The organism is Bradyrhizobium sp. SZCCHNRI1029 (assembly GCF_032487555.1).
Classification (GTDB): domain Bacteria; phylum Pseudomonadota; class Alphaproteobacteria; order Rhizobiales; family Xanthobacteraceae; genus Bradyrhizobium.
This window is the reverse complement of the sequence record NZ_JAUEUK010000011.1, coordinates 134,714-158,385: the sequence shown is the minus strand read 5'-3', so window position 1 is coordinate 158,385 and position 23,672 is coordinate 134,714. Positions and strand designations below refer to the sequence as shown.

18 protein-coding genes and 1 riboswitch are annotated in these 23,672 nt (G+C 67.0%); of the genes, 9 read left to right on the top strand and 9 right to left on the bottom strand.

Annotated elements, in window-relative coordinates; all coding sequences use genetic code 11:
- The first annotated feature begins 161 nt into the window (after positions 1–161).
- On the top strand, positions 162–827 hold the full coding sequence (locus QW861_RS27735) for a glutathione S-transferase (RefSeq protein WP_315715866.1): 666 nt from the start codon (positions 162–164) through the stop codon (positions 825–827).
- A 3-nt stretch (positions 828–830) separates the two neighbouring features.
- Here the strand turns inward: QW861_RS27735 and QW861_RS27730 are convergent, their stop codons facing one another.
- Positions 831–2,237, bottom strand: a complete 1,407-nt coding sequence (locus QW861_RS27730; RefSeq protein ID WP_316193732.1) for a serine hydrolase — start codon at positions 2,235–2,237, stop codon at positions 831–833.
- A 167-nt stretch (positions 2,238–2,404) separates the two neighbouring features.
- Positions 2,405–4,156: a gamma-glutamyltransferase gene (ggt, locus tag QW861_RS27725; protein ID WP_410052337.1), complete on the bottom strand. Its 1,752-nt coding sequence runs from the start codon at positions 4,154–4,156 to the stop codon at positions 2,405–2,407.
- A 124-nt stretch (positions 4,157–4,280) separates the two neighbouring features.
- Between ggt and QW861_RS27720 the strand changes: the two genes are divergently transcribed.
- Positions 4,281–5,690 carry an MFS transporter gene (locus QW861_RS27720; protein WP_316193731.1) on the top strand — a complete coding sequence of 470 codons (1,410 nt, stop codon included), beginning with the start codon at positions 4,281–4,283 and terminating at the stop codon, positions 5,688–5,690.
- 130 nt (positions 5,691–5,820) lie between these two features.
- On the opposite strand, the gene purH is transcribed toward QW861_RS27720, so the two are convergent.
- The 3 genes from purH to QW861_RS27705 form a co-directional block, all read right to left on the bottom strand.
- On the bottom strand, positions 5,821–7,413 hold the full coding sequence (purH, locus tag QW861_RS27715; protein ID WP_315825747.1) for a bifunctional phosphoribosylaminoimidazolecarboxamide formyltransferase/IMP cyclohydrolase: 1,593 nt from the start codon (positions 7,411–7,413) through the stop codon (positions 5,821–5,823).
- Positions 7,414–7,436: 23 nt separating this feature from the next.
- Positions 7,437–7,517, bottom strand: a riboswitch (ZMP/ZTP riboswitch).
- Between the two features lie 173 nt (positions 7,518–7,690).
- Positions 7,691–9,406 carry a heparinase II/III family protein gene (locus QW861_RS27710; RefSeq protein ID WP_315825829.1) on the bottom strand — a complete coding sequence of 572 codons (1,716 nt, stop codon included), beginning with the start codon at positions 9,404–9,406 and terminating at the stop codon, positions 7,691–7,693.
- 249 nt (positions 9,407–9,655) lie between these two features.
- Entirely contained in the window at positions 9,656–11,008 is a 1,353-nt protein-coding gene (locus QW861_RS27705; RefSeq protein WP_316193730.1) for an RsmB/NOP family class I SAM-dependent RNA methyltransferase, read from the bottom strand.
- A gap of 194 nt (positions 11,009–11,202) precedes the next feature.
- On the opposite strand from QW861_RS27705, the gene QW861_RS27700 reads away from it, so the two are divergent.
- Positions 11,203–11,457, top strand: a complete 255-nt coding sequence (locus QW861_RS27700) for a DUF1674 domain-containing protein (RefSeq protein WP_316193729.1) — start codon at positions 11,203–11,205, stop codon at positions 11,455–11,457.
- An 84-nt stretch (positions 11,458–11,541) separates the two neighbouring features.
- On the opposite strand, the gene QW861_RS27695 is transcribed toward QW861_RS27700, so the two are convergent.
- Complete coding sequence (locus tag QW861_RS27695) at positions 11,542–12,036, bottom strand: L,D-transpeptidase (protein WP_409998633.1); 495 nt, start codon at positions 12,034–12,036, stop codon at positions 11,542–11,544.
- Positions 12,037–12,264: 228 nt separating this feature from the next.
- Entirely contained in the window at positions 12,265–14,217 is a 1,953-nt protein-coding gene (gene acs, locus QW861_RS27690) for an acetate--CoA ligase (protein WP_316173411.1), read from the bottom strand.
- Between the two features lie 378 nt (positions 14,218–14,595).
- On the opposite strand from acs, the gene QW861_RS27685 reads away from it, so the two are divergent.
- Entirely contained in the window at positions 14,596–15,783 is a 1,188-nt protein-coding gene (locus QW861_RS27685) for a DNA topoisomerase IB (RefSeq protein WP_315750595.1), read from the top strand.
- Positions 15,784–15,795: 12 nt separating this feature from the next.
- On the opposite strand, the gene QW861_RS27680 is transcribed toward QW861_RS27685, so the two are convergent.
- On the bottom strand, positions 15,796–16,164 hold the full coding sequence (locus QW861_RS27680; protein WP_315715874.1) for a hypothetical protein: 369 nt from the start codon (positions 16,162–16,164) through the stop codon (positions 15,796–15,798).
- A 482-nt stretch (positions 16,165–16,646) separates the two neighbouring features.
- Here QW861_RS27680 and QW861_RS27675 point away from each other — a divergent pair, with 482 nt between their 5' ends.
- From QW861_RS27675 to QW861_RS27665, 3 genes are all read left to right on the top strand, one after another.
- The gene (locus QW861_RS27675; RefSeq protein WP_315715875.1) at positions 16,647–17,201 is read left to right on the top strand and encodes a fasciclin domain-containing protein; all 555 of its coding nucleotides are present in this window, start codon (positions 16,647–16,649) and stop codon (positions 17,199–17,201) included.
- Between the two features lie 216 nt (positions 17,202–17,417).
- Entirely contained in the window at positions 17,418–18,071 is a 654-nt protein-coding gene (locus tag QW861_RS27670; protein WP_316193728.1) for a cytochrome b/b6 domain-containing protein, read from the top strand.
- A gap of 14 nt (positions 18,072–18,085) precedes the next feature.
- Positions 18,086–18,868, top strand: a complete 783-nt coding sequence (locus tag QW861_RS27665; RefSeq protein ID WP_316193727.1) for a molybdopterin-dependent oxidoreductase — start codon at positions 18,086–18,088, stop codon at positions 18,866–18,868.
- 164 nt (positions 18,869–19,032) lie between these two features.
- On the opposite strand, the gene QW861_RS27660 is transcribed toward QW861_RS27665, so the two are convergent.
- On the bottom strand, positions 19,033–20,265 hold the full coding sequence (locus QW861_RS27660) for a YbfB/YjiJ family MFS transporter (RefSeq protein ID WP_315750600.1): 1,233 nt from the start codon (positions 20,263–20,265) through the stop codon (positions 19,033–19,035).
- A gap of 212 nt (positions 20,266–20,477) precedes the next feature.
- On the opposite strand from QW861_RS27660, the gene leuB reads away from it, so the two are divergent.
- Both leuB and QW861_RS27650 read left to right on the top strand, forming a co-directional pair.
- Positions 20,478–21,590, top strand: a complete 1,113-nt coding sequence (leuB, locus tag QW861_RS27655) for a 3-isopropylmalate dehydrogenase (protein WP_316186221.1) — start codon at positions 20,478–20,480, stop codon at positions 21,588–21,590.
- Positions 21,591–22,156: 566 nt separating this feature from the next.
- On the top strand, positions 22,157–23,668 hold the full coding sequence (locus QW861_RS27650) for a sugar ABC transporter ATP-binding protein (RefSeq protein WP_315750602.1): 1,512 nt from the start codon (positions 22,157–22,159) through the stop codon (positions 23,666–23,668).
- Positions 23,669–23,672: the final 4 nt, after the last annotated feature.

Genomic DNA, 23,672 nt, shown 5'->3' with positions numbered 1-23,672 from the left:
GCTTGGTCCCTGTGATGCGCCTAATAAGACCCGGGTGAAATTAAAGTCAATATTACCCGGATAATTATTGTGGCCGCCTCCAGTGCCGAGGACGCCTCGCCGAACCCATCCTGTCCTGCTACGGAACGGCGCCCGCCACTCGATCCGTCCCTGGGAACCCCATGCTGACCGTTCACCACCTCAACAATTCCCGCTCGCAACGCGTGCTCTGGCTGCTCGAGGAGCTCGGCGTGCCCTACGAGATCATTCGCTACGAGCGCCAGCCGGACATGCGCGCGCCCAAGGAGCTGCGCGCCATCCATCCGCTCGGCAAGTCGCCCGTCATCACCGACGACGGCAATACGGTCGCGGAGTCCGGCGCGATCGTCGAATATCTGATCGAGACCTATGGCGAGGGACGGCTGATCCCGCCGCCGAAGACGCCGGAGCGGCTGCGCTATTCGTACTGGCTGCACTACGCTGAGGGCTCGGCGATGCCGCTGCTGCTGCTGAAGCTGCTGTTCAACATCATGCCGAAGCGCGCGCCGGCGCTGCTCCGTCCGATCGTGCGCAAGGTGTCGAACCAGGCCTTGAGCACGCTGGTCAATCCGCAGTTGAAGCAGCACATGGCGTTCTGGGAAAGCGAGCTGCAGAAGAGCGAGTGGTTTGCGGGCGATTCGTTCACCGCGGCCGACATCCAGATGAGCTTCCCGCTGCAGGCGGCGGCATCGCGCGGCGGCCTGGAGCAGGGCCATCCGCGGGCGATGGATTTCCTCGCCCGCATCGAGGCACGGCCGGCCTACAAGATCGCGCTGGAGAAGGGCGGGCCCTACGAGGTCGGCCGCTGAGCGCTATTTGGCGGCCGTCGCCGGCGCCGCGGTCGCCGCAATCACCTCGCGCACCAGCCGGGCGACGCCTTTGATGTCGCCGTCCGGATCCACGGAATCGCCGAGCCGGACCACCACCATGCGCTGGCTCGGCATGATCACGAGCCGCTGGCCGAGCAGGCCGAAGGCGAAGAACGCGTCCGCCGGGATGCCGGCGCGCGCCCGTCCCAGCGCGTGAAAATGCTGGCTGCGGTTCGTCCACAGTCCCGCGCCATAGTCGGTGTCCAGCGTCGCGGCCGCCGACATCGCCACCCAGCCCTCGGGCAGGATGCGCTTGTCCCCGGCGACGCCGTCACCGAGATAGAGCAGCCCCAGCTTCGCCCAGTCGCGCGCGCTCGCCAGCATGTTGCCGTAACCTTGCAGCGTGCCGGTGCCGTCGAACTGCAGCGTCGCGCTGCGCATGCCGAGCGGATGGAACAGCTCGCGCCACGCGAGTTCGATCGCCTGCTCGGGACCGCCGGCGGCATCGCGGATGATGCGTGCCAGGATCTGGGTGCTCGCGCTCGAATAGGCCCAGCGCTGGCCGGGCGGCGCGATCAGCGGCGCATGCACCGCGAACGCCGCCATGTCGCGGTGGATGTCCATCTGGCTCGACGGGTCGAAGCCGGAATTGGTCTCGTCCAGCGCCAGACCTGATGTCATGCGCATCAACTGCTCGATGGTGATGTCGTGGCGCGGATCTCCGGCTTCGCGCCATTCCGCGACCGGCGCCGGGACCGACGGGCTCAGTCTGCCCTGCCGGGTGAGGATGCCCAGCAGCGCATTGGTGACCGTCTTGGTCATCGAGAAGCCCAGGAGCGGCGTATCGACGCCGATGTTCGGCGCATAGCGCTCCGCGATCAGGCGACCGTCCTTGACGACGACGACCGCCTTGGTGCGGCGGAACGGCGGGTTGGCCGGCTCCTCGAAGGCGTGATCGAGCGCCGCCTTCAGCGCGGGATCGCTGGGCTCCACTGCAGCGCCTTCCGCCAAGTCGGGCAACGCGGGAGCGGGCGCCGCGGCACGCAGCGCAGCGACGTCGGTGTGAGGCACGTAAGGCGGCTTCTGGCCCTGGAGCGTCACGCAACCGAGACCGTCATGATACGTGGCCCGGGTGGCGTGCAGGCCGAGCAGCGACGCCTCCACCATACGCATGTCCGGCTCCACCCGGTAGCGCATCACGGCCCGCAGCCGGCGCAGACCGGGCCGTTCCATGGTCTCCGCAAACACCGTTTGCGGATCGAAGCCGGAGACGTAGGTCTTGGCGCAGATCATCTCGGCGACCGCGCTGGTCGCGACGCGCAGCGCCCGGTCAGGCCGATAGGTGAGCCACCCCGCCACCAGCAGGGCCGCAAACACCAGCAGACCGACCACGAATCTTCGCAAATGCACCAGAACGTCCGACACCGTCTCGCGGGCGAGCCTCGCTGCGCCCTGGTATGCTTCTAACGCGCCTCGGTCACCACGCCAACGGAGGGAAGCGGGTGCAGGGCCCCGCCGGGCGGCGGCAAATCGTCATCCGGGGCCGCGATGTCCGGCATCGCCTGGGAACCGGCGCCTCAGCGCCCGGCTGCGGTGGCGCCCTTGCTGCGCGGATCCGGCGCGCCGACGAATCCATCCGACGTCACCAGGATGGAGTTGGCCGAGGTCCGTCCCATCGGCTCCTCGAGCTTGTGACCTCGGGCGCGCAGACCGGCGAGCACGTCCTCGGCAAAACCCTTCTCGATTCGGACCTCGTCGGGCATCCATTGGTGATGCAGGCGAGGCGCGGTGACGGCCTCTCGGACGTCCATCCGATAGTCGAGCACGTTGACGATCACCTGCAGCACGGTCGAGATGATGCGGCTGCCGCCCGGCGAGCCGGTGACGAGCACGGGCTTGCCGTCCTTCAGCACGATGGTCGGCGACATCGACGACAGCGGCCGCTTGCCGGGGCCTGGCAGATTGGCCTCGAAGCCGACCAGGCCGAAGGCATTCGAGGCGCCGGGCGCGGCGGTGAAATCGTCGAGCTCGTTGTTGAGCAGCACGCCGGTGCCCTCGGCGACGAGGCCGACGCCATAGGGGAAGTTCAGCGTGTAGGTGTTGCTGACGGCATTTCCGTCATTGTCGACGACCGAAAAATGCGTGGTGTTGCTGCCCTCCCGCAGCGGCGTGGTGTTGAGCACGTCGCCGGCGCTGGTGGCGTGCGCGGGATCGATCCCGGCGCGCTGGCGCGCGGCATAGTCCTTCGACAGCATCGCGCGCACCGGCGCGTCGACGAAGGCGGGGTCGCCGAGATAGCGCGCGCGGTCGGCATAGGCGCGCTTCATCGCCTCGATCAGCAGATGCAGCGAGGCGGGCGAGCCCTGCTTCAGCTCAGCGAGCGGAAAGCCCTCGAGGATGTTCAGCATCTCGACCAGCACGGTGCCGCCCGAGGACGGCAGCGGCATCGACACGATGTCATAGCCGCGATAGGTGCCGCGCACCGGCGTGCGCAGCACCGGCTGGTAGGCCTTGAGATCGTCCGCTGTCATGATGCCGCCGGCATCCTGGATCGCCTTGGCGAGCTGGTCGGCGACCGGCCCTTCATAAAATCCGCGCGGGCCCTGCTCGGCAATGGCGGTGAGCGTCGCCGCCATATCGCGCTGGATCAGCCGGTCTCCTTCCCTCAGCACCGTGCCATCGGGACGGATGAAGATCGCGGCCGATGATTTCCATTTTGCCAGCCGCGGCGCCATCATCGGCAGGGTGACGGCAACGTCGTCGGCGACGGGGATGCCGTCGCGCGCCAGCACGATCGCCGGATGCAGCACCTGCGCCAGCGTGAACTTGCCCGAGCCGTATTTCTCCAGCGCCAGCGCGAGACCTGCCACCGATCCGGGGACGCCGATCGACAGCGCCGAATCGCGCGACTTGACGTTGTCGGGCTTGCCATCGGCGCCGAGGAAGATGTCGCGCGTGATCGCGGCGGGACCGGTCTCGCGATAGTCGATCGCCACGTCCTCGTTGGTCCTGGCGATGTGGATGACCATGAAGCCGCCGCCGCCGATGTTGCCGGCAACGGGATAGGTCACGGCCATTGCAAAGCCGGTGGCAACGGCGGCATCGACCGCGTTGCCGCCCAGCGCAAGGATGCGCTGGCCGACTTCGGCCGCGATCCGCTCCTGCGCCACCACCATGCCATGTGCGGGCGGCTGCGCCGGCGCGGTGATACCGGGGGGCTGCGGGATATCGAAGGTTTGCGAATCCAGCGCCCGCGCGGGCAGGCAGCCGGCCAGCAACAGCATGAAACCCGCAAGGAGCCGTCGTCGATCAATCGTGAACGTGGTCATCGCAATTCTGCCGTTGCTGACATCCGCCTGGGATCGTCAGATGTTATAGGGCCGCGTCGCCGGCGTAAAACGCAACGCCGTGATCGTCGCGAGATGCGACGCGGTGATTGCAGAGGATTTTCGAATGACCGTCATCACGATCGAGACCTCTGGTCCTGCCGACGGCCGAATCTATCCCGGGCGCGCGGCCGTCGTCAGCTGGATCTTCTTCGATTGGGCGGCGCAGCCCTACTTCACGCTGATCACGACCTTCGTCTTCGCGCCCTATTTCGCGGCGCATGTCGCGCCGGACGCGGCGAGCGGCCAGGCGCTGTGGGGCTTTGCGATCGCCGCGGCCGGCATCGTCATCGCGCTGCTGTCACCGGTGTTCGGCGCCATCGCCGATGCCACCGGGCGCCGCAAGCCGTGGATCGCGGCGTTCGGCGCGATGCTGGTGATCGGCGCCTCGCTGATGTGGATCGGGCGTCCCGGCGCGCCCGAGCTGATCCCGCCGCTGCTCGCGGCCTATGTGATCGCCACCATCGGTGTCGAGTTCGCCACCGTGTTCAACAACGCGATGATGCCGACCCTGGTGCCGCCGGAACGCATCGGCCGGCTGTCCGGCACCGGATGGGCCACCGGCTATGTCGGCGGCATCCTCTCGCTCGTCATCGTGCTCGGCTTTCTCGCCGCCAATCCCGACAGCGGCCGCACGCTGTTTGGATTCAAGCCGCTGTTCGGGCTCGATCCCGTGAGCCATGAAGGCGACCGCATCTCCGGTCCGCTCACCGGGCTCTGGTTCATCGTGTTCGTATTGCCGATGTTCCTGTTCACACCGGACTTTCCGGCGCGGCACCGGCTGGGCGCGGCCGTGGGCGAGGGGCTTGGTCAACTGAAGCAGACGCTGCGCAGCCTGCCGCAGCAGCGCGACGTCGCGCTCTTTCTCCTCGCCAACATGATCTACACCGATGGGCTGGTGTCGCTGTTCGCTTTCGGCGGCATCTATGCCGCCGGCACGTTCGGCTGGAACACGATCCAGATCGGCACCTTCGGCATCATCCTCGCCGCCGCCGGCACGTTTGGCGGCTGGCTCGGCGGCAAGCTGGATGACTTTCTCGGGCCGAAGCGTGTGATCGCCGGCAGCATGACGCTGCTGCTGCTCGCGATCATCGCGATTCTCATGGTGAGCCGTGATTCGGTTCTGTTCATTTCGGTTACGCCGGCCGTGCCGGGCGGCCCGCTGTTCGCCTCGCTGCCGGAGCGCGCCTATCTCTTGCTCGGCTGCGTCATCGGCGCCTGCGGCGCGCCGCTGCAGGCGGCCTCGCGCTCGCTGCTGATCCGCATGGTGCCGAAGGAGCGCGTGGCGCAGTATTTCGGCCTGTTCGCGCTCACCGGCAAGGTGACGTCGTTCATCGGCCCGCTGCTGATAGGCATCATCACCGCGGCCACCGCGAGCCAGAAGGCGGGCATGGCCGTGCTGGTGCTGTTCTTTGCGGTGGGGCTAGTGTTGCTGGCGCGGGTGAATGCAGGTGGTCGTGCGGGGCAGGGCGCCTGAAACTTGCTCCGCCGTCATTCCGGGGCGCCCGCAGGGCGAGCCCGGAATCCATACTCACGATCGTGGTTATGGATTCCGGGCCTGCGCCTTGCGGCGCATCCCGGAATGACGGCGGAGATTGTGGGCGCAATCAGTGCCGGAAGTGCCGCACGCCGGTCAGCACCATGGCGATGCCGTGCTCGTCGGCCGCCTTGATGACCTCGTCGTCCTTCACGGAGCCGCCGGGCTGAATGACCGCGGTGGCGCCGGCCTCGATGCAGGCGAGCATGCCGTCGGCGAACGGAAAGAACGCGTCGGAGGCGACCACCGATCCCTTGGTCAGCGGCTCGGCGAGCTTGAGCGCGCTGGCCGCATCCAGCGCCTTGCGCGCGGCGATGCGCGCCGAATCGACCCGGCTCATCTGTCCCGCGCCGATGCCGACTGTCGCCGACTCCTTGGCGTAGACGATGGTGTTCGACTTGACATGCTTGGCGACGCGGAAGGCGAAGCGCAGGTCGCGCAGCTCGGCTTCGGTGGGGGCGCGCTTGGTCACCACCTTCAGCTCCATGTCATCGACGACAGCATTGTCGCGGCTCTGCACCAGCAGGCCGCCGGCCACGGTCTTGGCGGTGAGGCCGGCTTCGCGCGGATCGGGCAGGGCGCCGGCGAGCAGCAGCCGCAGCTTCTTGCGCGCTGCGATCACCGCGATCGCCTCCTCGGTCGCGTCGGGCGCGATGATCACCTCGGTGAAGATGCCGGTGATCGCGTGCGCCGTGGCGGCATCGAGCTTGCGGTTCATCGCGATGATCCCGCCGAACGCCGAGGTCGAGTCACAGGCCAGCGCCTTCTGGTAGGCGGTGACGAGATCGGGCCCTTCGGCGACACCGCAGGGATTGGCGTGCTTGACGATGACACAGGCGGCGGTGCGCGCCGGGTCGAACTCGGCGATGCACTCATAGGCCGCGTCGGTGTCGTTGATGTTGTTGTAGGACAGCTCCTTGCCTTGCAGCTGGCGCGCGGTGGCGACGCCGGGACGGCGGCCGGGCAGCGCGTAGAACGCGGCGTGCTGGTGCGGGTTCTCGCCATAGCGCAGCGACTGGATCAGCTTGCCACCGAAGGCGCGGTAATCGGGCGCGTCGTTCTGGATGGTGGCGGCGAACCAGTTGGAGATCGCGGCATCATAGGCGGCGGTGCGCGCATAGGCCTTGGCGGCAAGCCGGCGGCGCAGCAGCAGCGTGGTCGAACCCTCATGCCGCGCCAGGTCGTCCAGCACGGCGTGATAGTCGTTGACGTCGACGACGACGGCGACGTCCTCGTGGTTCTTCGACGCCGCGCGGATCATCGCCGGGCCGCCGATGTCGATGTTCTCGATGCAGTCGTTGAACGGGGCGCCGCGTTCGACCGTGGCCTCGAACGGGTAGAGATTGACGACGAGCAGATCGATCGGCGCGATGCCATGGGTCTTCATCGCCTCGGCATGCTCATCATTGCCGCGGATCGCGAGCAGTCCGCCATGCACCTTCGGATGCAGCGTCTTGACGCGGCCGTCCATCATCTCGGGAAAGCCGGTGAGGTCGGAGACGTCCTTCACCTTGAGGCCGGCATCGGCAATCGCCTTGGCGGTGCCGCCGGTCGAGACCAGCTCGATGCCGCGCGCGGCGAGCGAGCGGGCGAAGTCGACCAGGCCGGTCTTGTCGGATACGGAAAGCAGGGCACGGTGAACGCGACGAAGCTGATTGGTCATGGGCAGAGTCCTTGTGCAGGAGTTCAAAATGCCCAGGCGCACGGCGTCAAATCCCGCGCTCCCCGATGGTGCTCCATCCAAAGTCGCCAGTCGCGCGAGAGCGGGCCTCATATCAGCTTTTGCCGCCCGCGACAACGGGTGGGCGATCGAACGATCACCTTGGCCGCACGTCTCACGATGAGCCGCCCGAACGTCGGCCGCGTTCCGAGGGCCCGCCGAAGGCGGACGTCTCGACGGACGGTGATGTGAGATGATCTGAGAAGCGAGAGCCAGGGTGTTACAGCGGCAGCTCAGGCTCTCTCCGCCCGTTGCGGCGCCCGTTGGTCTCGGTCGGGGACGTCGACGAGCGGACGAAGCTCCAGCGGATCGACGGGGCCTGCTGCGCGTCCTGCCGGATCACCAGTTGCGTGGTGCGGCGCGGACCGTCATTGCCGGCGAGAAACACGCTGTCCTCGAGGTCGACGCGATCGTCGAACGTCTCGAACGTCCAGACCTCGCGATTGGGCAGCACCAGCATGGCGCCGCGGCCGTCGCTGAGCCGGCTGGCCTTGACGGCCGGGTGCAGGTGGAAGCGCAGCGCGTAGTCCGATCCGCCGCCGCGAAGCCGCGCGCCCTGCGCCGGCGTCACGGTGTCCTCGCCGTCGAGCCGCGAGCCGTCCTCGGCCGCCACCAGCACGCGACGATGGATCAGGCCGAATTTCGCCGCGTAGCCGTTGTGCGAGGTCGACAGCACGGTGCCGTCGGGCACGATCTCGCGGAAGTTCTCGACCCGCGTCGGACCCGATACGATCGGCGCGCCGTGCAGCAGGCGCTTCATCGCCGACATCTCGACGAAGGTGCAGGACGAGGTGTTGTGGTAGGTCAGCGTTGAATGTGCCACCGTGCTGCGCGCAAAAGCGCGCCAATTATCGCGGCCGGTCGACGGCATGCCGCAATTGATCACGATGCGGCACGGTCCGGAGGACATCTCGAAGGCGAGGCAACCGGCATGGGCCTCATGGCTCAGATGCGGTGGCGGCGGCGGACCGGTATCGACGATCACCGTCATCGGTCCGGCATCGAGCCGCTGGAAACCGGAATGCGGCATGCTCGCCATCGGCGTGCCGTGGGTGTCGTCGTAGGCGAGCAGGGTCGCCAGCAGGTCGGACGGGGTGCCGCCCATGCCATTGAACAGCGCCATGTTGCCGTCGCCGTGGCGGAAGAAGCGCAGCATCGGCATCATGCGGTCGATGGCGTTGAGCAGCGCCGGCGGCGGGGCGATGTTGCGGGCCGCAAACGTCTGCCGCAGCGGCAGCAGGTCGATCAGCAATTCGATCAGCGCGCCCGGATTGCGCGAGACGTGGCCGCCATCGGGCAGGATCTGCCGCTGCAACTCGTCGGAGAGTTTCCGGGTCGCGCTGCGGATGTGCTTGGCCTGGTTGGCGAGGCACAGCGCGGCGTAACACAGTGCGATCAGCACCTGCAGCCGCGGCGCGCCATCCGGGATGTCGATCGTCGAATAGCGCAGATAGCGGATCTCGCGGGTCAGCCCGCGCAGATAGCGGCGATAGAACTTGCCGTCGGAATCGGCCAGCACCAGCGGCGCCTGCGACAGCAGCGAGATCACCCGCCGCGCCAGCACGTCGGCGCGCCGGCTCAGCGGATGGCGGCCGATCTGGTTAGTGATCCAGTCGTCGACCAGAGCACGGGCATTGGCGCGGGTCAGCGCGGTGTCGGCTGCGCGCAGATGTCGCAGCCAGCCGAAGCCGAGCAGGGCCACCTCCCAGTCCTCCGACGGCGGCTCCAGGTCGAAGATCGAGCGGCCATGGCAGGTCACGATCTTGCCGGCGAAGACGAAGCGGCCGGCGTAGATCTCGGCCGCCCGCGTCGCGTCCGACGTGCGCAGGTCATGCGGCGCAATGATGAGTCGGTCGGCGCGACCGGGCCACAACCCGGACACGGATACCGATACACCGCTGACGTTGGACATCAGGCTGCGCGCAAAGCGGCCCATCACCAGCGTCGATATGCGTCTGCGTTGAGCGGCGGACACGCCAAGCCTTGGATTCAGAGGGGGATTCGGTTGCGCATCCTTCATAGATCGCAACTGCCGCCGATACACCATTTTTGGCCCCGGTGCAGCACCATCGCGGGACCAGAATCTGGTGCAAAATCAGGATTTAACGGACTAACGCAACGCCGACGCCCTTAAAGCCCGACCGACGCAGGGCCGGCGCACGGCGCACGGCGCACGATGACACGCTCACGGCCGCCGCTCCAGTCTCGCCGCATAAAAACCATCGAGACCGCCGAGCCGGGGGTCCTGGTGCGGCAAATGGCAGGGCAGCGTGCGCAGGTCGCCGGCCGGAGTGACCAGCTCGGCCAGTCCCGCCACCTCGCCGGCGGTGACGGGGATGCGGCGCAGCTCGGTGGATTCGGCCAGCACGCGCTCGACCACCTGCTCGCCCTCCTCGGGCTCCAGCGAACAGGTGCAGTAGACCAGGGTTCCGCCCGGCTTGATCAGGCTGCCCGCCCTGGTCAACAGCCGCGCCTGCAAGCCCGACAACGCGGCGATGTCGGCCTCGCTACGCAACCAGCCGACGTCGGGATGACGCCGAATCGTGCCGGTCGAGGTGCAGGGCGCATCGAGCAGCAGGCCGTCGAAGCCGCCGCCGTCGGCAGGCTGCCATTCGGCGGCGTCAGCCACGACCGTCTCGGCGGTCAGCTGCAGCCGGGTCATGTTGTCCCTCAGCCGGTTCATCCGGGCCGGCGACCGGTCGACCGCGGTAACGCGGGCGCCGGCATGGGCGAGCTGAGCCGTCTTGCCGCCTGGCGCCGCGCAGAGGTCGGCGACGGCCTTGCCGCTGATGTTGCCGAGCAGGCGCGCAGGCAAGGCGGCGGCGGCGTCCTGCACCCACCATTGTCCCTCGGCGAAGCCCGGCAGCACCGTCACCGAACCATGCAGTACGGTGCGCACGGTGCCGGTCGACAGCACCTCGCCATGCAGCCGCGACGCCCATTGCGCCGGGTCCGACTTCACCGTGAGGTCGAGCGACGGCTCCTGGCCGAGCGCCGCGGCGATGTCCCTGGCGGTCGCTTCGCCATAATGATCGATCCAGCGCTTGAGCAGCCAGGGCGCGATGTCGAGCGGCTGACCGGCGGCATCGTCGAGCAGGGTTGCGCCCTCGCGCGCGCAGCGCCGCAGCACCGCGTTGACGAGCCCGGCATATTTCGCTGCGCGGCGGTCGGCCTGCACCAGGCGGACGGAGAGGTCGACGGCAGCGTGGTCAGGAACGTCCATCCAGAGGATCTGGGCGGCGCCGATCAGCAGCGCGCTCTGCGCCCGCGGCGCGTCGGTCGGCACGCCGCGATCCAGCAGCCGCGACAGCACGTGACCGAGCGTTCCAAGCCGCCGCAAGGTGGTGGCGACCAGCCGGCGCATCAGCGCGCGGTCGCGGTCGGCCAGATGCTTCAGTCCGGGATGTGCGCCGGTCCCGTCGAGCTGATCGTCGAGGGTGCGATGCTTGTGCAGCACGCCGTCGACCACGTCGGCGGCGATGCGCCGTGCCGCCAGGCCTGGGACTTCGGAAGGGGTCGCAAAACGCGGCGGAGGCATGCCTGGGAATTACTCGCGAAAGAAGAAAGGCAGTTCCGCGACCATCGGGTGCATGCCATCAGCTTGCGGGTCCTCTGTCACCGGAATATGCCAAATGTAAGAATCGGCTCTGCTTTTATTAGCCCTGTTTTTTCATGGGTGGGCACACGATCTGATGAGGTCGGAACGAACCGGTTCAATGGTGGAATGGTACGATGAGCAACGAGCCCGAGAATGAGCCCAGGAGTGAGCCGAAGGGCAAGCCCGCTTTGGCCCTGGTCGCCAGCAATGAGTCGCCGCGCAAGCCGCTGACGCCGGCCGCGCAGCGCGCGCTGACCGAGGCTGAGGAACGCCGCCGACTGGCAGCACAACAGACGAAGCCGATGCCGACGGAGTTGCAGGGGCCGAAAGGGCCGGAGCCGACCCGTTACGGCGACTGGGAGAAAAAGGGAATCATCTCGGACTTCTGACGGGATGTCCGCGCTCGGCTTTCGTTGTTCGGCGCCGGGCTTGCCGGTCCCGCGTTCGCCGCACTCCCGTATCGCAACGGTGACTCAGCGCGTGACCACCACCGTCGTGCCGATCGACACGCGCTCGTAGAGGTCGGTGATATCCGGGTTGAGCATGCGGATGCAGCCATACGAGACATAGCCGCCCACCGAATTCGGCACGTTGGTTCCGTGGATCGCATATTCGCCGCCGGCGAGCGTCAAGGCGGCAACGCCCATCGGATTGCGCGGCGAGCCGCCGGGAATGACGTCCGGCAGCTCCGGCTTGTCGCGCTTGACGTCGGCGGGCGGAGCCCAGGCCGGATTCTTGTACTTGCCGTCGATCTTGGTGGTGCCGGCCCATTGCCGGCCGGCCTTGCCGACGCCGACCGTGTAGCGCAAGGCGTGGCTGCCATCGAGCACGAGATAGAGTTTCCGCTCGCCGGTCCTCACGACGATGGTGCCCGGCGAAAAGTCGCCGGCGACGGCGACCAACTCGGGACGGGCCGACGCAGAGCCGGCCGTCGTGACCATGGTTCCGATCACCGACGCGGCCAGCATCGCCGCCTTCATTGTCAGCCTGACCGCCCCAGTCCGCATGGTCATCCCCTCAGCCGGTTCCGCGGCGCCTGCTCCCCGGCCGGGAGCACGCAGATCGCATGAGGAAAGGAAAACTCCATCTGCGAGTAAATGACCTAAAAACAACACTCCCGCGGAATCAGCCGCGGGAGTGCGATGAGACTTGACGATTGCGGCGAACGCGCTTCGCGCCCGCGGGGCACGGCGTGCTTACGCCTGCTTCTCCTTGCGGTTCTGCCGGTGCTGGACGAGATCATCGACCACGCCGGGATCGGCAAGGGTCGAGGTGTCGCCCAGCGCGCCCGGCTCGTCCTCGGCGATCTTGCGCAGGATGCGGCGCATGATCTTGCCGGAGCGGGTCTTGGGCAGGCCGGGGGCGAACTGGATCTGGTCGGGCGAGGCGATCGGGCCGATCTCCTTGCGCACCCAGGCGACGAGCTCCTTGCGCAGCTCCTCGGTCGGCTGCTCGCCGGCCATCAGGGTGACATAGGCGTAGATGCCCTGGCCCTTGATGTCGTGGGGATAGCCGACCACGGCGGCTTCCGACACCTTGGGATGGGCAACCAGCGCGCTTTCCACCTCGGCCGTTCCCATGCGGTGGCCGGAGACGTTGATGACGTCGTCGACGCGGCCGGTGATCCAGTAATAGCCGTCGGCGTCGCGGCGACAGCCGTCGCCGGTGAAGTACTTGCCCTTGTAGGTCGAGAAGTAGGTCATCTCGAACCGGGCATGGTCGCCATACACCGTGCGCATCTGGCCCGGCCAGGACCGGGTGAGGCAGAGATTGCCCTCGGTCGCGCCTTCCAGCGTCTTGCCGTCGGCATCGACGATCTCGGGCACGACGCCGAAGAACGGCCGCGTCGCGGAGCCCGGCTTCAGCCGGGTCGCGCCCGGCAGCGGCGTGATCAGGATGCCGCCGGTCTCGGTCTGCCACCAGGTGTCGACGATCGGGCAGCGGTCGTCGCCGACGACGCGGTGATACCACTCCCAGGCTTCCGGATTGATCGGCTCGCCGACCGAGCCGAGCAGGCGCAGAGACGCGCGCGAGGTCTTCTTCACCGGTCCGTCGCCGCCCTGCATCAGGGCGCGGATCGCGGTCGGCGCGGTGTAGAAGATGTTGACCTTGTGCTTGTCGATGACGTTCCAGAACCGCGAATTGTCCGGATAGTTCGGCACGCCTTCGAACATCAGCGTGACGGCGCCATTGGCCAGCGGCCCATAGAGGATGTAGCTGTGACCGGTGACCCAGCCGACGTCGGCGGTGCACCAGTAGACGTCGCCCTCGTGATAGTCGAACACGTATTGATGCGTCATCGCGGCGTAGACGAGATAGCCGCCGGTGGTGTGCAGCACGCCCTTGGGCTGGCCGGTCGAGCCCGAGGTGTAGAGGATGAACAGCGGATCCTCCGCATTCATCGGCTCGCACGGGCATTCGGTGGTCACCATCTCGGCGGCCTCGTGGTACCAGAGGTCGCGGCTCGGATTCATCTCGATCTTGCCGCCGGTGCGCTTGACCACGACGACCCAGTCGACATTGTCGACCTTGTTCAGCGCTGCGTCGACATTGGCCTTGAGCGGCACCTTGCGGCCGCCGCGCAGGCCCTCGTCGGCGGTGATGATGATCTTGGAATCGCAGTCCTTGATGCGCTGGGCGAGCGAGTCCGGCGAGAAGCCGGCGAACACCACCGAGTGGATGGCGCCGATGCGGGCGCAGGCCAGCATCGCATAGGCGGCCTCCGGGATCATCGGCAGATAGATGGTGACGCGGTCGCCCTTCTTGACGTTGCGGTTGCGCAGGATGTTGGCCATCCTGCACACCTCGTCGTGCAGCTCGCGATAGGTGATGTGCTTCGACTGCGAGGGGTCGTCGCCTTCCCAGATGATCGCGGTCTGGTCGCCGCGGGTGGCGAGATGGCGGTCGATGCAGTTATAGGCGGCGTTGAGGACGCCGTCCTCGAACCATTTGATCGAGATGTTGCCGGGTGCGTAGGAGACGTTTTCGATTCTCGTCGGCGCCTTGACCCAATCGACGCGCCTGGCCTGCTCGGCCCAGAAGCCGTTGGGGTCCTTGATCGAGCGCGCGTACATCTCCTGGTACTTCGCGTCGTCGACAAAGGCGCGTTTCGCCCACTCGGCCGGAACGTCGTAGATCTTCTCGGACATTTCACACCCTCCACATGCGGCCTGCCGTCGATCCCGCGCAGGCCATCGTTGTTCCCACTATGCGTCCGCGTAACCGGCGGCGACAAGGCAAGACAAGTAGGACCTTCGGCGGGGAGGCGGTCTGAGCAGGATCAAAGAATTGTGCGCGGAGGTTGCGTGCGCCGGCCGCGCCTCGGAGGTCCCTACAGTCTGCAGCATCAAGGTTACCCGGAATCGGGGCGTGTACCGGTATTTTGAAACCGCGTTGCCCAAAATTAGGGACTCGCTATCCGGCCCGTCACGCCCTAAATCGCCTTGAAGCTGTGGATAACCCGGCCGGAACCAAACCGGACTCCGGGGCATTGAGCGGATGAAAACGACGGCAGGGCGTCTAAAGCAATGATGGACCAGCAGAATTTCGAGAGCCCGCGGGTCGGCCCGGCCGATCCCGAGGTCGCGCTCGCGAAAGCGCTGGGCCAGTGGCCGCCCAAGCCGCCGCGCCGCAAGCTGAGCTTGAAGGATCTGGCCCACGCCAAGACCGCCGACGCGCAAGGCAATGCCAAGACCTCGGTCGAGGAACTCGCCAAGCGCATCGGGCTGAAGCTCGGCGACCAGACCGCGCTGACCATCCGCCGCATCAGGCGGGGCAAGAGCTATACCTTCATCCGCGCCAACGGCACCCCGATCCGCCACGCCGGCACCATCCGCCGCCTGCATGCGATGGCGGTGCCGCCGGCCTATCGCGAGGTGCGCTACGCCCCCGATCCGAACCTGCATCTGCAGGCGGTTGGCGTCGATGCCGCCGGCCGGCTGCAATACCGCTATCACGCCGACTGGGAGAAGGTGCGCGAGCATCGCAAGGCGCATCGCCTCGCCAAGCTGGTCGGCGCGCTGCCGCGCATCCGTCGCGCGGTGTCGAAACATCTCGCCGGCGACCAGCCGACGCGCGAGTTCGCGCTCGCTGCTGTCATCGAGCTGATCGCGCGCACGGCCATTCGCCCCGGCAACGAGTCCTATGCCCGGCTGAACGGCACGCGCGGCGCCACCACACTGTTGAAGTCGAACGTCACGCTCGAGGATGACTCCCTGGTGCTGACCTTCAAGGCCAAGGGCGGCAAGGCCGTGCGCAAGGAATGCGACGCCGCCAAGCTGGTGCGGGCCGTCGGCATTTTGCGCGGCGTGCCCGGCCGCCGCATGTTCCAATACCGCGACGCCCAGGGCGTGGTGCGCGCCGTCTCGACCACGCAGGTCAACGCCTTCCTGCGCGAGATCGCCGGCATCAAGATCTCGCTGAAGGATTTCCGCACGCTGATGGCCTCCGCCGTGGCGCTGGAGACCTTGTCGCGGATCACGCCGGCGGCGAGCGCGCGCGGCCGCAAGAAGCAGATCCTGGAAGCGATCCGCGCCGCCGCCGACGAGCTCACCAACACGCCGGCGATCTGCCGCAAGAGCTACGTGCACGACACCATCGTCACGGCGTTCGAGGACGGCATCCTCGAACGCTTCGCCGCCACCATGAAGGGCCAGCGCTCGCAGACGCGGCGCGAGCAATTGCTGGCGCAGGTGGTGACGGCGGTCTCGGCCTGACGCCGCAATTCATCAAGCCTGGCAGCGCGGCCCGATCTTGGCCGACGCAAGGAAGCGGGCGATCGGATCGAGCTGCCGGCACGGCGCCGCCGCGCTCTTCACCGGCGCGGCCTCGCGCCTAGCCGGCCGCAGCACGGTCGACTTGCTGGCCGGCTTGGCGCGGCGGGCAGCCGACGCACCACGTCCGTCCGCGCGCACGGCCCTCGATAGCAGCGGCAGGCGCGCGCCTTCGTTGAGATCGAGCGGCGGTGTTTCGAAACTGCGATCGGACTCGTTCAACGTATCAACGCCGGGAATGGGCTCGCGGATCAGCGACGACGTCGCTTCGCCTGCGATGTCGCCGGGCGATACCGCGGCAAGCACCATCTTCGTTGCAAGCAAGCAGCAGATTATCACGAGGCAGAACCCCGCAATCCAGATCGTTCTGTTCACTGTAGGAAACCCCCGCCGATCGCGCCGGACAGTGCAGGACATCCCCTTCCCGCAGCCGGCGCCGTGCCGACCAATCAACCTTAAGAAAGTCTTACTCGCAATGTTTTCGGCAGGTTCGGCCGGGCTCGGCTCGCATTGTAGTTAATGGCGACGATGATCGGTCATCGGCGTCGGCCAATGACCGACAGAGAGCTGATCAGTTCGCAGCAGGCTGCGACAATGCGGCGCGGATCTCGTTCAATGAGTCGGCGAGACGATCTCGATCGCCGCAGGTTTCACGGATCACGTTAAATTATGCGCCGAAACTCGCTTCCGAACGCGGCGTAGCTCGGCCTGACACGACGCAAGAGCGCATCCGCTCAAGATCAGCATCGGTGTCGCAGTCGAACTCATCACGCGGCTCTGCCGCCGCCTTTCATAGGGAGCTACCCATGTCCAAGCGCATTGCCTTTCTCGCTGCCGCCGCCTTCAGCGCGCTGTCGCTGACCTCGACCTTCGTCGCGCCCGCCAGCGCCGAGGAGAAGACCGTGATGGTCGGAGGCGCGGCGATGTATCCGTCGAAGAACATCGTGCAGAACGCGGTCAACTCGAAGGATCACACGACGCTGGTCGCCGCGGTGAAGGCCGCCGGCCTCGTGCCGACGCTGGAAGGCAAGGGACCGTTCACGGTGTTCGCGCCGACCAATACCGCGTTCGGCAAGCTGCCGGCAGGCACCGTCGACAGCCTCGTCAAGCCGGAGAACAAGGCGACGCTGACCAAGATCCTCACCTATCACGTCGTGCCCGGCAAGCTCGAGGCGTCCGACCTGAAGGACGGCCAGATGCTGAAGACGGTCGAGGGCGAGCAGCTCACCGTCAAGCGCGAGGGCAAGAACGTTATGATCGTCGACGCCAAGGGCGGCACCTCGATGGTGACGATCCCGAACGTCAACCAGTCGAACGGCGTCATCCACGTGGTCGACACCGTGCTGATGCCGGCGTCCTGAGGCCCGGCGCGACACCGGACACATCCGTTTCTTCCTCCTCCTCGCGGATGTGACCAGGAGCGAGCCGGGCCACCCCCGGCTCGCTTTTTTGTGAACGCGATAGTTTCTGCGTATCGTTTTGATCGGCGCCGCGCGTGTAACGGAGCCCGCCGAGCCGGCGTATACTTGGCGTGACGAATGCAAGCGACGTAAATGCAAGCGACGGAGCCGACCGCCATGACGAGCGCCACCACCAGCGCCCCCTCGACCCTCGCGGCGACCGGGGGAGCGGTAACCGGAGTCGCGACCAAGGCCATTCAGCCGGCCTGGGTGCGCGTCATGCATTGGATCAACGCCGTCGCAATGATCATGATGATCATGTCGGGCTGGCAGATCTACAATGCCTCGCCGCTGTTCGACTTCCGCTTCGACCGCAGCTTCACGCTCGGCGGCTGGCTCGGCGGCGCGCTGCTGTGGCACTTCGCGGCGATGTGGCTGCTGATGCTGAACGGCCTCGCCTATCTCGTCACCGGTCTCGCCACCGGCCGGTTCCGCCGCAAGCTGCTGCCGATCTCGCCGGCGTCCGTCATCGCCGACCTCAAGGCCGCGCTGACCTTCAAGCTCGCCCATGACGACCTCACCGTCTACAACGCGGTGCAGAAGCTGCTCTATCTCGGCATCATCTGCGTCGGCATCGTCGTCGTGCTCACGGGCCTGTCGATGTGGAAGCCGGTGCAGCTGCACTGGCTGGTGAGCCTGTTCGGCGACTATCCGGCGGCGCGCTACGTCCATTTCGTCTGCATGGCGCTGATCTGCGCCTTCCTGGTGATCCACATCCTGCTCGCGCTGCTGGTGCCGAAGAGCCTGCGCGCGATGATCATCGGCCGCTGAGAGGAGAGACAACCATGGCGAAACGTCCGTTCCTCATTCCCGGCGTCGACAAGCGGCTCCTGATCAAGGACTCGCTGAAGGTGATGCCCGATCTCACGCGGCGCCGCTTCATCACCGGCGGCGCCAGCCTCGGCGCGCTGACCTTGCTCGCCGGCTGCGACGTCGTCGACGGCGACACCGCCGAGGAGCTGCTCAAGAAGGTCTCGAAGTTCAACGACGCGGTGCAGGCCTGGATGTTCAATCCGGATGCGCTGGCGCCGACCTTCCCGGAGAGCGCGATCACCAAGCCGTTCCCGTTCAATGCCTACTACACGCTCGACGAGGCGCCGGAGATCGACGCCGCCGACTGGAAGCTCGAGGTGCGCGGCCTCGTCGACAACAAGAAGTCGTGGACGCTGGATGAGCTGCAGGCGCTGCCCCAGGTGACGCAGATCACGCGCCACATCTGCGTCGAGGGCTGGAGCGCGATCGGCTCCTGGACCGGCACGCCGCTGCGCGACTTCCTCAAGCTGATCGGCGCGGATATCAGTGCGAAATATGTCTGGTTCAACTGCGCCGACAAGGACGGCTACAACTCGCCTCTGGACATGCGCACCGCGCTGCATCCGCAGACCCAGATGACCTTCAAGTTCGCCGACCAGATCCTGCCGCGCGCCTACGGCTACCCGATGAAGATCCGCGTGCCCACCAAGCTCGGCTTCAAGAACCCCAAATACGTCGTCGCGATGGAAGTCACCAACGACTACAAGGGCGGCTACTGGGAGGATCAGGGGTACAATTCGTTCAGCGGGAGCTGATCTCCCGCCAATCGAGCCCGGATGGCGGCCGCAATCTCCGCTGTCGTCCCTGCGAACGCAGGGACCCATAACCACAGGCCGTGATGAGGCAGGCAACTACCAGCCAGATTCCTCGATAGCGTCCGCGGTAGGGGTCCCTGCGTTCGCAGGGACGACACCGTCGATCAGGCTCGATCGGCGCGTTTCAACTTCCCCTGCAGCGCCGCCATTGCCGCGCCCAACAGCAACAGCGCCGCCGACACATTCAGCGCATAGGTCAGGCTTCCCATCGCATCCGTGATCGCGCCGACCGCGAACGGACCCAGCGTCTGGCCGATGCCGAACACGATGGTCAGGGCCGCGATGGCGCGTGACCATGCGGCCTGCGGCAGGTTGAAGCGCACGAACGCGGTGGTCGCCGTCGTGACGGTCGAGAACGCGACGCCGAAGATCGCGGCGGACAGTGCCAGCATCGCCGGCGAATGGCTGAGCGCCGGCAGTGCGGCGCCGATGGCGTTGACGGTGAGGATGATCGCGGCCGGCCTCCCACCGCGGTCCAGCGCGATCACGCGGCGCCACACCCAGGGCGTGGTGAAGCCGGCCAGCCCGATCAGGCACCAGAATGCCGATTGCGCGGCGGCGCCGCCGCCGAGGTCGCGGACATAGGCGATCATGAAGGTGAGATAGGCGATATAGCCGGCGCCATAGAGGAAGTAGCCGAACAGATAGATCGTCATCGGCCGCAGCGACACCGGGGCTGCGCCGCCGCCGGGCACGGCCGCCATCGCGGGGATCGGCGTCAGCAGCAGCGGCAGGATCAGCACGCAGCCAAGCGCGGTCAGCGCCAGCCAGACGATCCACCACGAGCCAGGCCCGAACGCCTGCAGCACGAACGGCGCCACCAGGCCGGAGGCGACGATGCCGAGCGGCGGTCCGGCATAGAACAGGCTGAGGATGAAGCTCGCCTGGGCCGGCCGCGATTGCGCGATCCGCGCCGCCAGCGTGCCGCCGGCGACGAAGGCGACGCCCGCGCCGATGCCGGTGATCAGCCGCGCCAGGCTGAGCGCGACGAAGTCGCCGGTCAGGGCGCAGACCGCGAGCGAGGCCAGCGCCGCCAGGGTTCCGCCGCGCACCGTCGCCGGTGCGCCGATCCGGCCGATCAGACGCGACGCGATCAGGGCGCCGATCAGATAGCCGGCGGCGTTCACGGTGTTCATGAAACCCGCGGCCGAGTACGACCAGTGCAGCGAATCGCGCATGTCGGGTAGCACCAGCGCATAGGCGAAGCGGCCGATGCCGAGGCCGACGATGGGCCCGAGCGACAGTGTCAGGTTCAGCCGCGCCGGATGGGCCGGAGGCGGATCGGGCGTGGGATTCAGCAAGACATGCTCCGGCGCGGCGATCGTCCGGCAGTCCATGCTCTCCAGCGGCGATCCCGGAGAACATAGCAGCTCGGCGCGCCGGTCCAGAAGACGTGCGGCGGCAATGGTGGCTTGCCAACCATGCAGGAGGGCTTTAGCACTCCCGCGGATTTTCGTTCCCGTCATTGCCGGTCCGTCCGGCGATCCGGCCAGGAATGCCGGATGCCCGCGCAACGCCGGGCATGACAAGCCCCGTGAGGACAACGACCATGGCGACCCAGAAGCTCCTTTTGCTGCCCGGCGACGGCATCGGCCCCGAAGTGATGGCCGAGGTGAAGCGGCTGATCGGCTGGCTCAACGGCAAGGGGCTGGCCTCGTTCGAGACCGAGGACGGTCTGGTCGGCGGCGCCGCCTACGACGCCCATGGCGCCTCGATCTCGGAAGCCGACATGGACAAGGCCAAGGCGGCGGATGCCATCATCTTCGGCGCCGTCGGCGGTCCGAAGTGGGACGGCGTTCCCTACGAGGTCCGCCCCGAGGCGGGCCTGCTGCGCCTGCGCAAGGATCTCGGCCTGTTCGCCAATCTGCGTCCTGCCGTGTGCTACCCGGCGCTCGCCGATGCCTCCAGCCTGAAGCGCGAGATCGTCGAGGGCCTCGACATCATGATCGTGCGCGAGCTCACCGGCGGCGTGTATTTCGGCGAGCCCAAGACCATCACCGATCTCGGCAACGGCCAGAAGCGGGCCGTCGATACCCAGGTCTACGACACCTATGAGATCGAGCGCATCGCCCGCGTCGCCTTCGACCTGGCGCGCAAGCGCCGCAACAAGGTGACGTCGATGGAGAAGCGCAACGTCATGAAGTCGGGCGTGCTCTGGAACGAGGTCGTCACCGCGGTTCACAATCGCGAATACAAGGACGTCACGCTCGAGCACCAGCTCGCCGATTCCGGCGGCATGAATCTGGTGAAATATCCAAAGATGTTCGACGTCATCGTCACCGACAACCTGTTCGGCGACATGCTCTCGGACATCGCGGCGATGCTGACGGGATCGCTCGGCATGCTGCCGTCGGCCTCGCTCGGCGAGGTCGACGCCAAGACCCACAAGCGCCGCGCGCTGTACGAGCCGGTGCACGGCTCGGCGCCGGACATTGCCGGCAAGGGTCTCGCCAACCCGATCGCGATGCTGACGTCGTTCGGCATGGCGCTGCGCTACTCCTTCGACATGGGCGCGCTCGCCGACAAGCTCGACGCCGCCATCGCCGCCGTGCTCGCCTCCGGCCTGCGCACCGCCGACATCAAGGCCGAAGGCTCGACCCCGGCCTCGACCGCGCAGATGGGCGAGGCGATCATCAAGGAGCTGGAGAAGCTCACGGCGTAGTTGGAGCCGAGGTTCCGCCGCGCCGAAGGTGCACTCCCCTCCCCCTTGCGGGGAGGGGTCGGGGGTGGGGGCCCACACCCAGTGAGCCCCGCTTGAGGCACCGTCTCACCTGCCCAGACGATTACTTTTCGTCGTTGCACGTCTCGACCCGAACTCATCACATCAAGTATCGCCCGGGGACCCCCACCCCCGACCCCTCCCCGCAAGGGGGAGGGGGGCTCACCGTCGTTGTCGAGATAGCGCAAATTCAACGCACGACGTGTTCGATCGCGCCACCGGGCGCGTCGTCGCTATTCCGCGGTCGCGTCCTGCAGGCGCATCGCAAGGCCTGTCGATTTTACCTATAGACTTTCATCCCCGGATGAATAGCCTGACCCCAACGCCGCGCCATTGAATGGACGCGGGCTCGCACGCGTTCGACATGATGCGTGCGAAGGCCGGGGAGGATGAATGTGATCGCGCTTGCGATGCGATATGTCGCTCGCCGTGCATGGTGTCGTCGCCAATGTCGCGACCACCGCCCCGTGGCGATTCTACGCAACCTCCCTCACCACAAACGCTGACGCATGACTGCGCCGCTCATCTCCGTTCACGGGCTGTGCAAGAGCTTCCCCGGCGTCCGGGCGCTGCACAATGTCAGGTTCGAGCTGCGCGCCGGCGAGGTCCATGCCGTGATGGGCGAGAACGGCGCCGGCAAGTCGACCCTGATGAAGATCCTCGCCGGCGTCTACCGCAAGGACTCCGGCGAGATCATCTACGACGGCGCCAGCGTCGATTTTCCAGGACCGCGCGAGGCGCAGGCCGCCGGCATCGGCATCATTCATCAGGAGCTGCAACTGATGAACCACCTCACGGTGGCGCAGAACATCTTCATCGGGCGCGAGCCGATGAAGGCGTTCGGGCTGCTGCTCGATGAGGACAGGCTCAACCGGCAGGCGGCCGAGCTGCTTGCCCAGCTCAATCTGTCGATCGACCCGCGCACGACAGTCGGCGGGCTGACGGTGGCCAGGCAGCAGATGGTGGAGATCGCCAAGGCGCTGTCCTTCAACTCGCGCGTCCTGATCATGGACGAGCCGACCGCCGCGCTGAACAATCGCGAGATCGCCGAGCTGTTCAAGATGATCCGCGCCTTGAAGGCACGCGGCGTCGGCATCGTCTACATCTCCCACAAGATGGACGAGCTGAAGCAGATCGCCGATCGCGTCACCGTGCTGCGCGACGGCGAGTATGTCGCGACGGTGCCGGCCGAGACCACCACGATCGAGACCATCATTGGCATGATGGTGGGCCGCACCTTGGGCGACGCGCGCGTCGCGGGCACGCAGCCCGCCGGCGCGATCGCGCTGGAGGTGCGCGGGCTCAACTGCGGGCCGCTGGTCCGCGACGTCAGCTTCACCCTGCGCAAGGGCGAGATCCTCGGCTTTGCCGGCCTGATGGGGGCCGGCCGCACCGAGGTCGCGCGCGCGATCTTCGGCGCCGACGCCGTCCCGTCCGGGGATATTCTCGTCGACAATCGCAAGGTGACGATCCGCTCGCCGGCGCATGCGGTCGCCCACGGCATCGGCTATCTCTCCGAGGACCGCAAGCGCTTCGGCCTCGCCACCGGCATGGACGTCGAGTCCAACGTCGTGATGTCGAACCTCGCGAACTACCTTGCAATGAAGTTCATGCTCAGGAAGCGCGCGATCCGCGATACCGCCGGCCGCTTCATCCGGATGCTGAACATCCGCACGCCTTCGGCGTCGCAGCAGGTTCGCCTGCTTTCCGGCGGCAACCAGCAGAAGATCGTGATCGCCAAATGGCTCGATCGCGATTGCGACATCCTGTTCTTCGACGAGCCGACCCGCGGCATCGACATCGGCGCCAAGAACGAGATCTACCGCCTGCTGCGCGCGCTGGCCGACCAGGGCAAGGCGATCGTGATGATTTCCTCGGAGCTTCCCGAGGTGATCAGGATGAGCGATCGCATCGTCGTGATGTGCGAGGGCCGCATCACCGGCGAATTGTCGCCGGACGAGGCCACGCAGGAGCGGATCATGCAGCTGGCCACCCAGCGCGAAACCATGAAGGCAGGCTGACGGC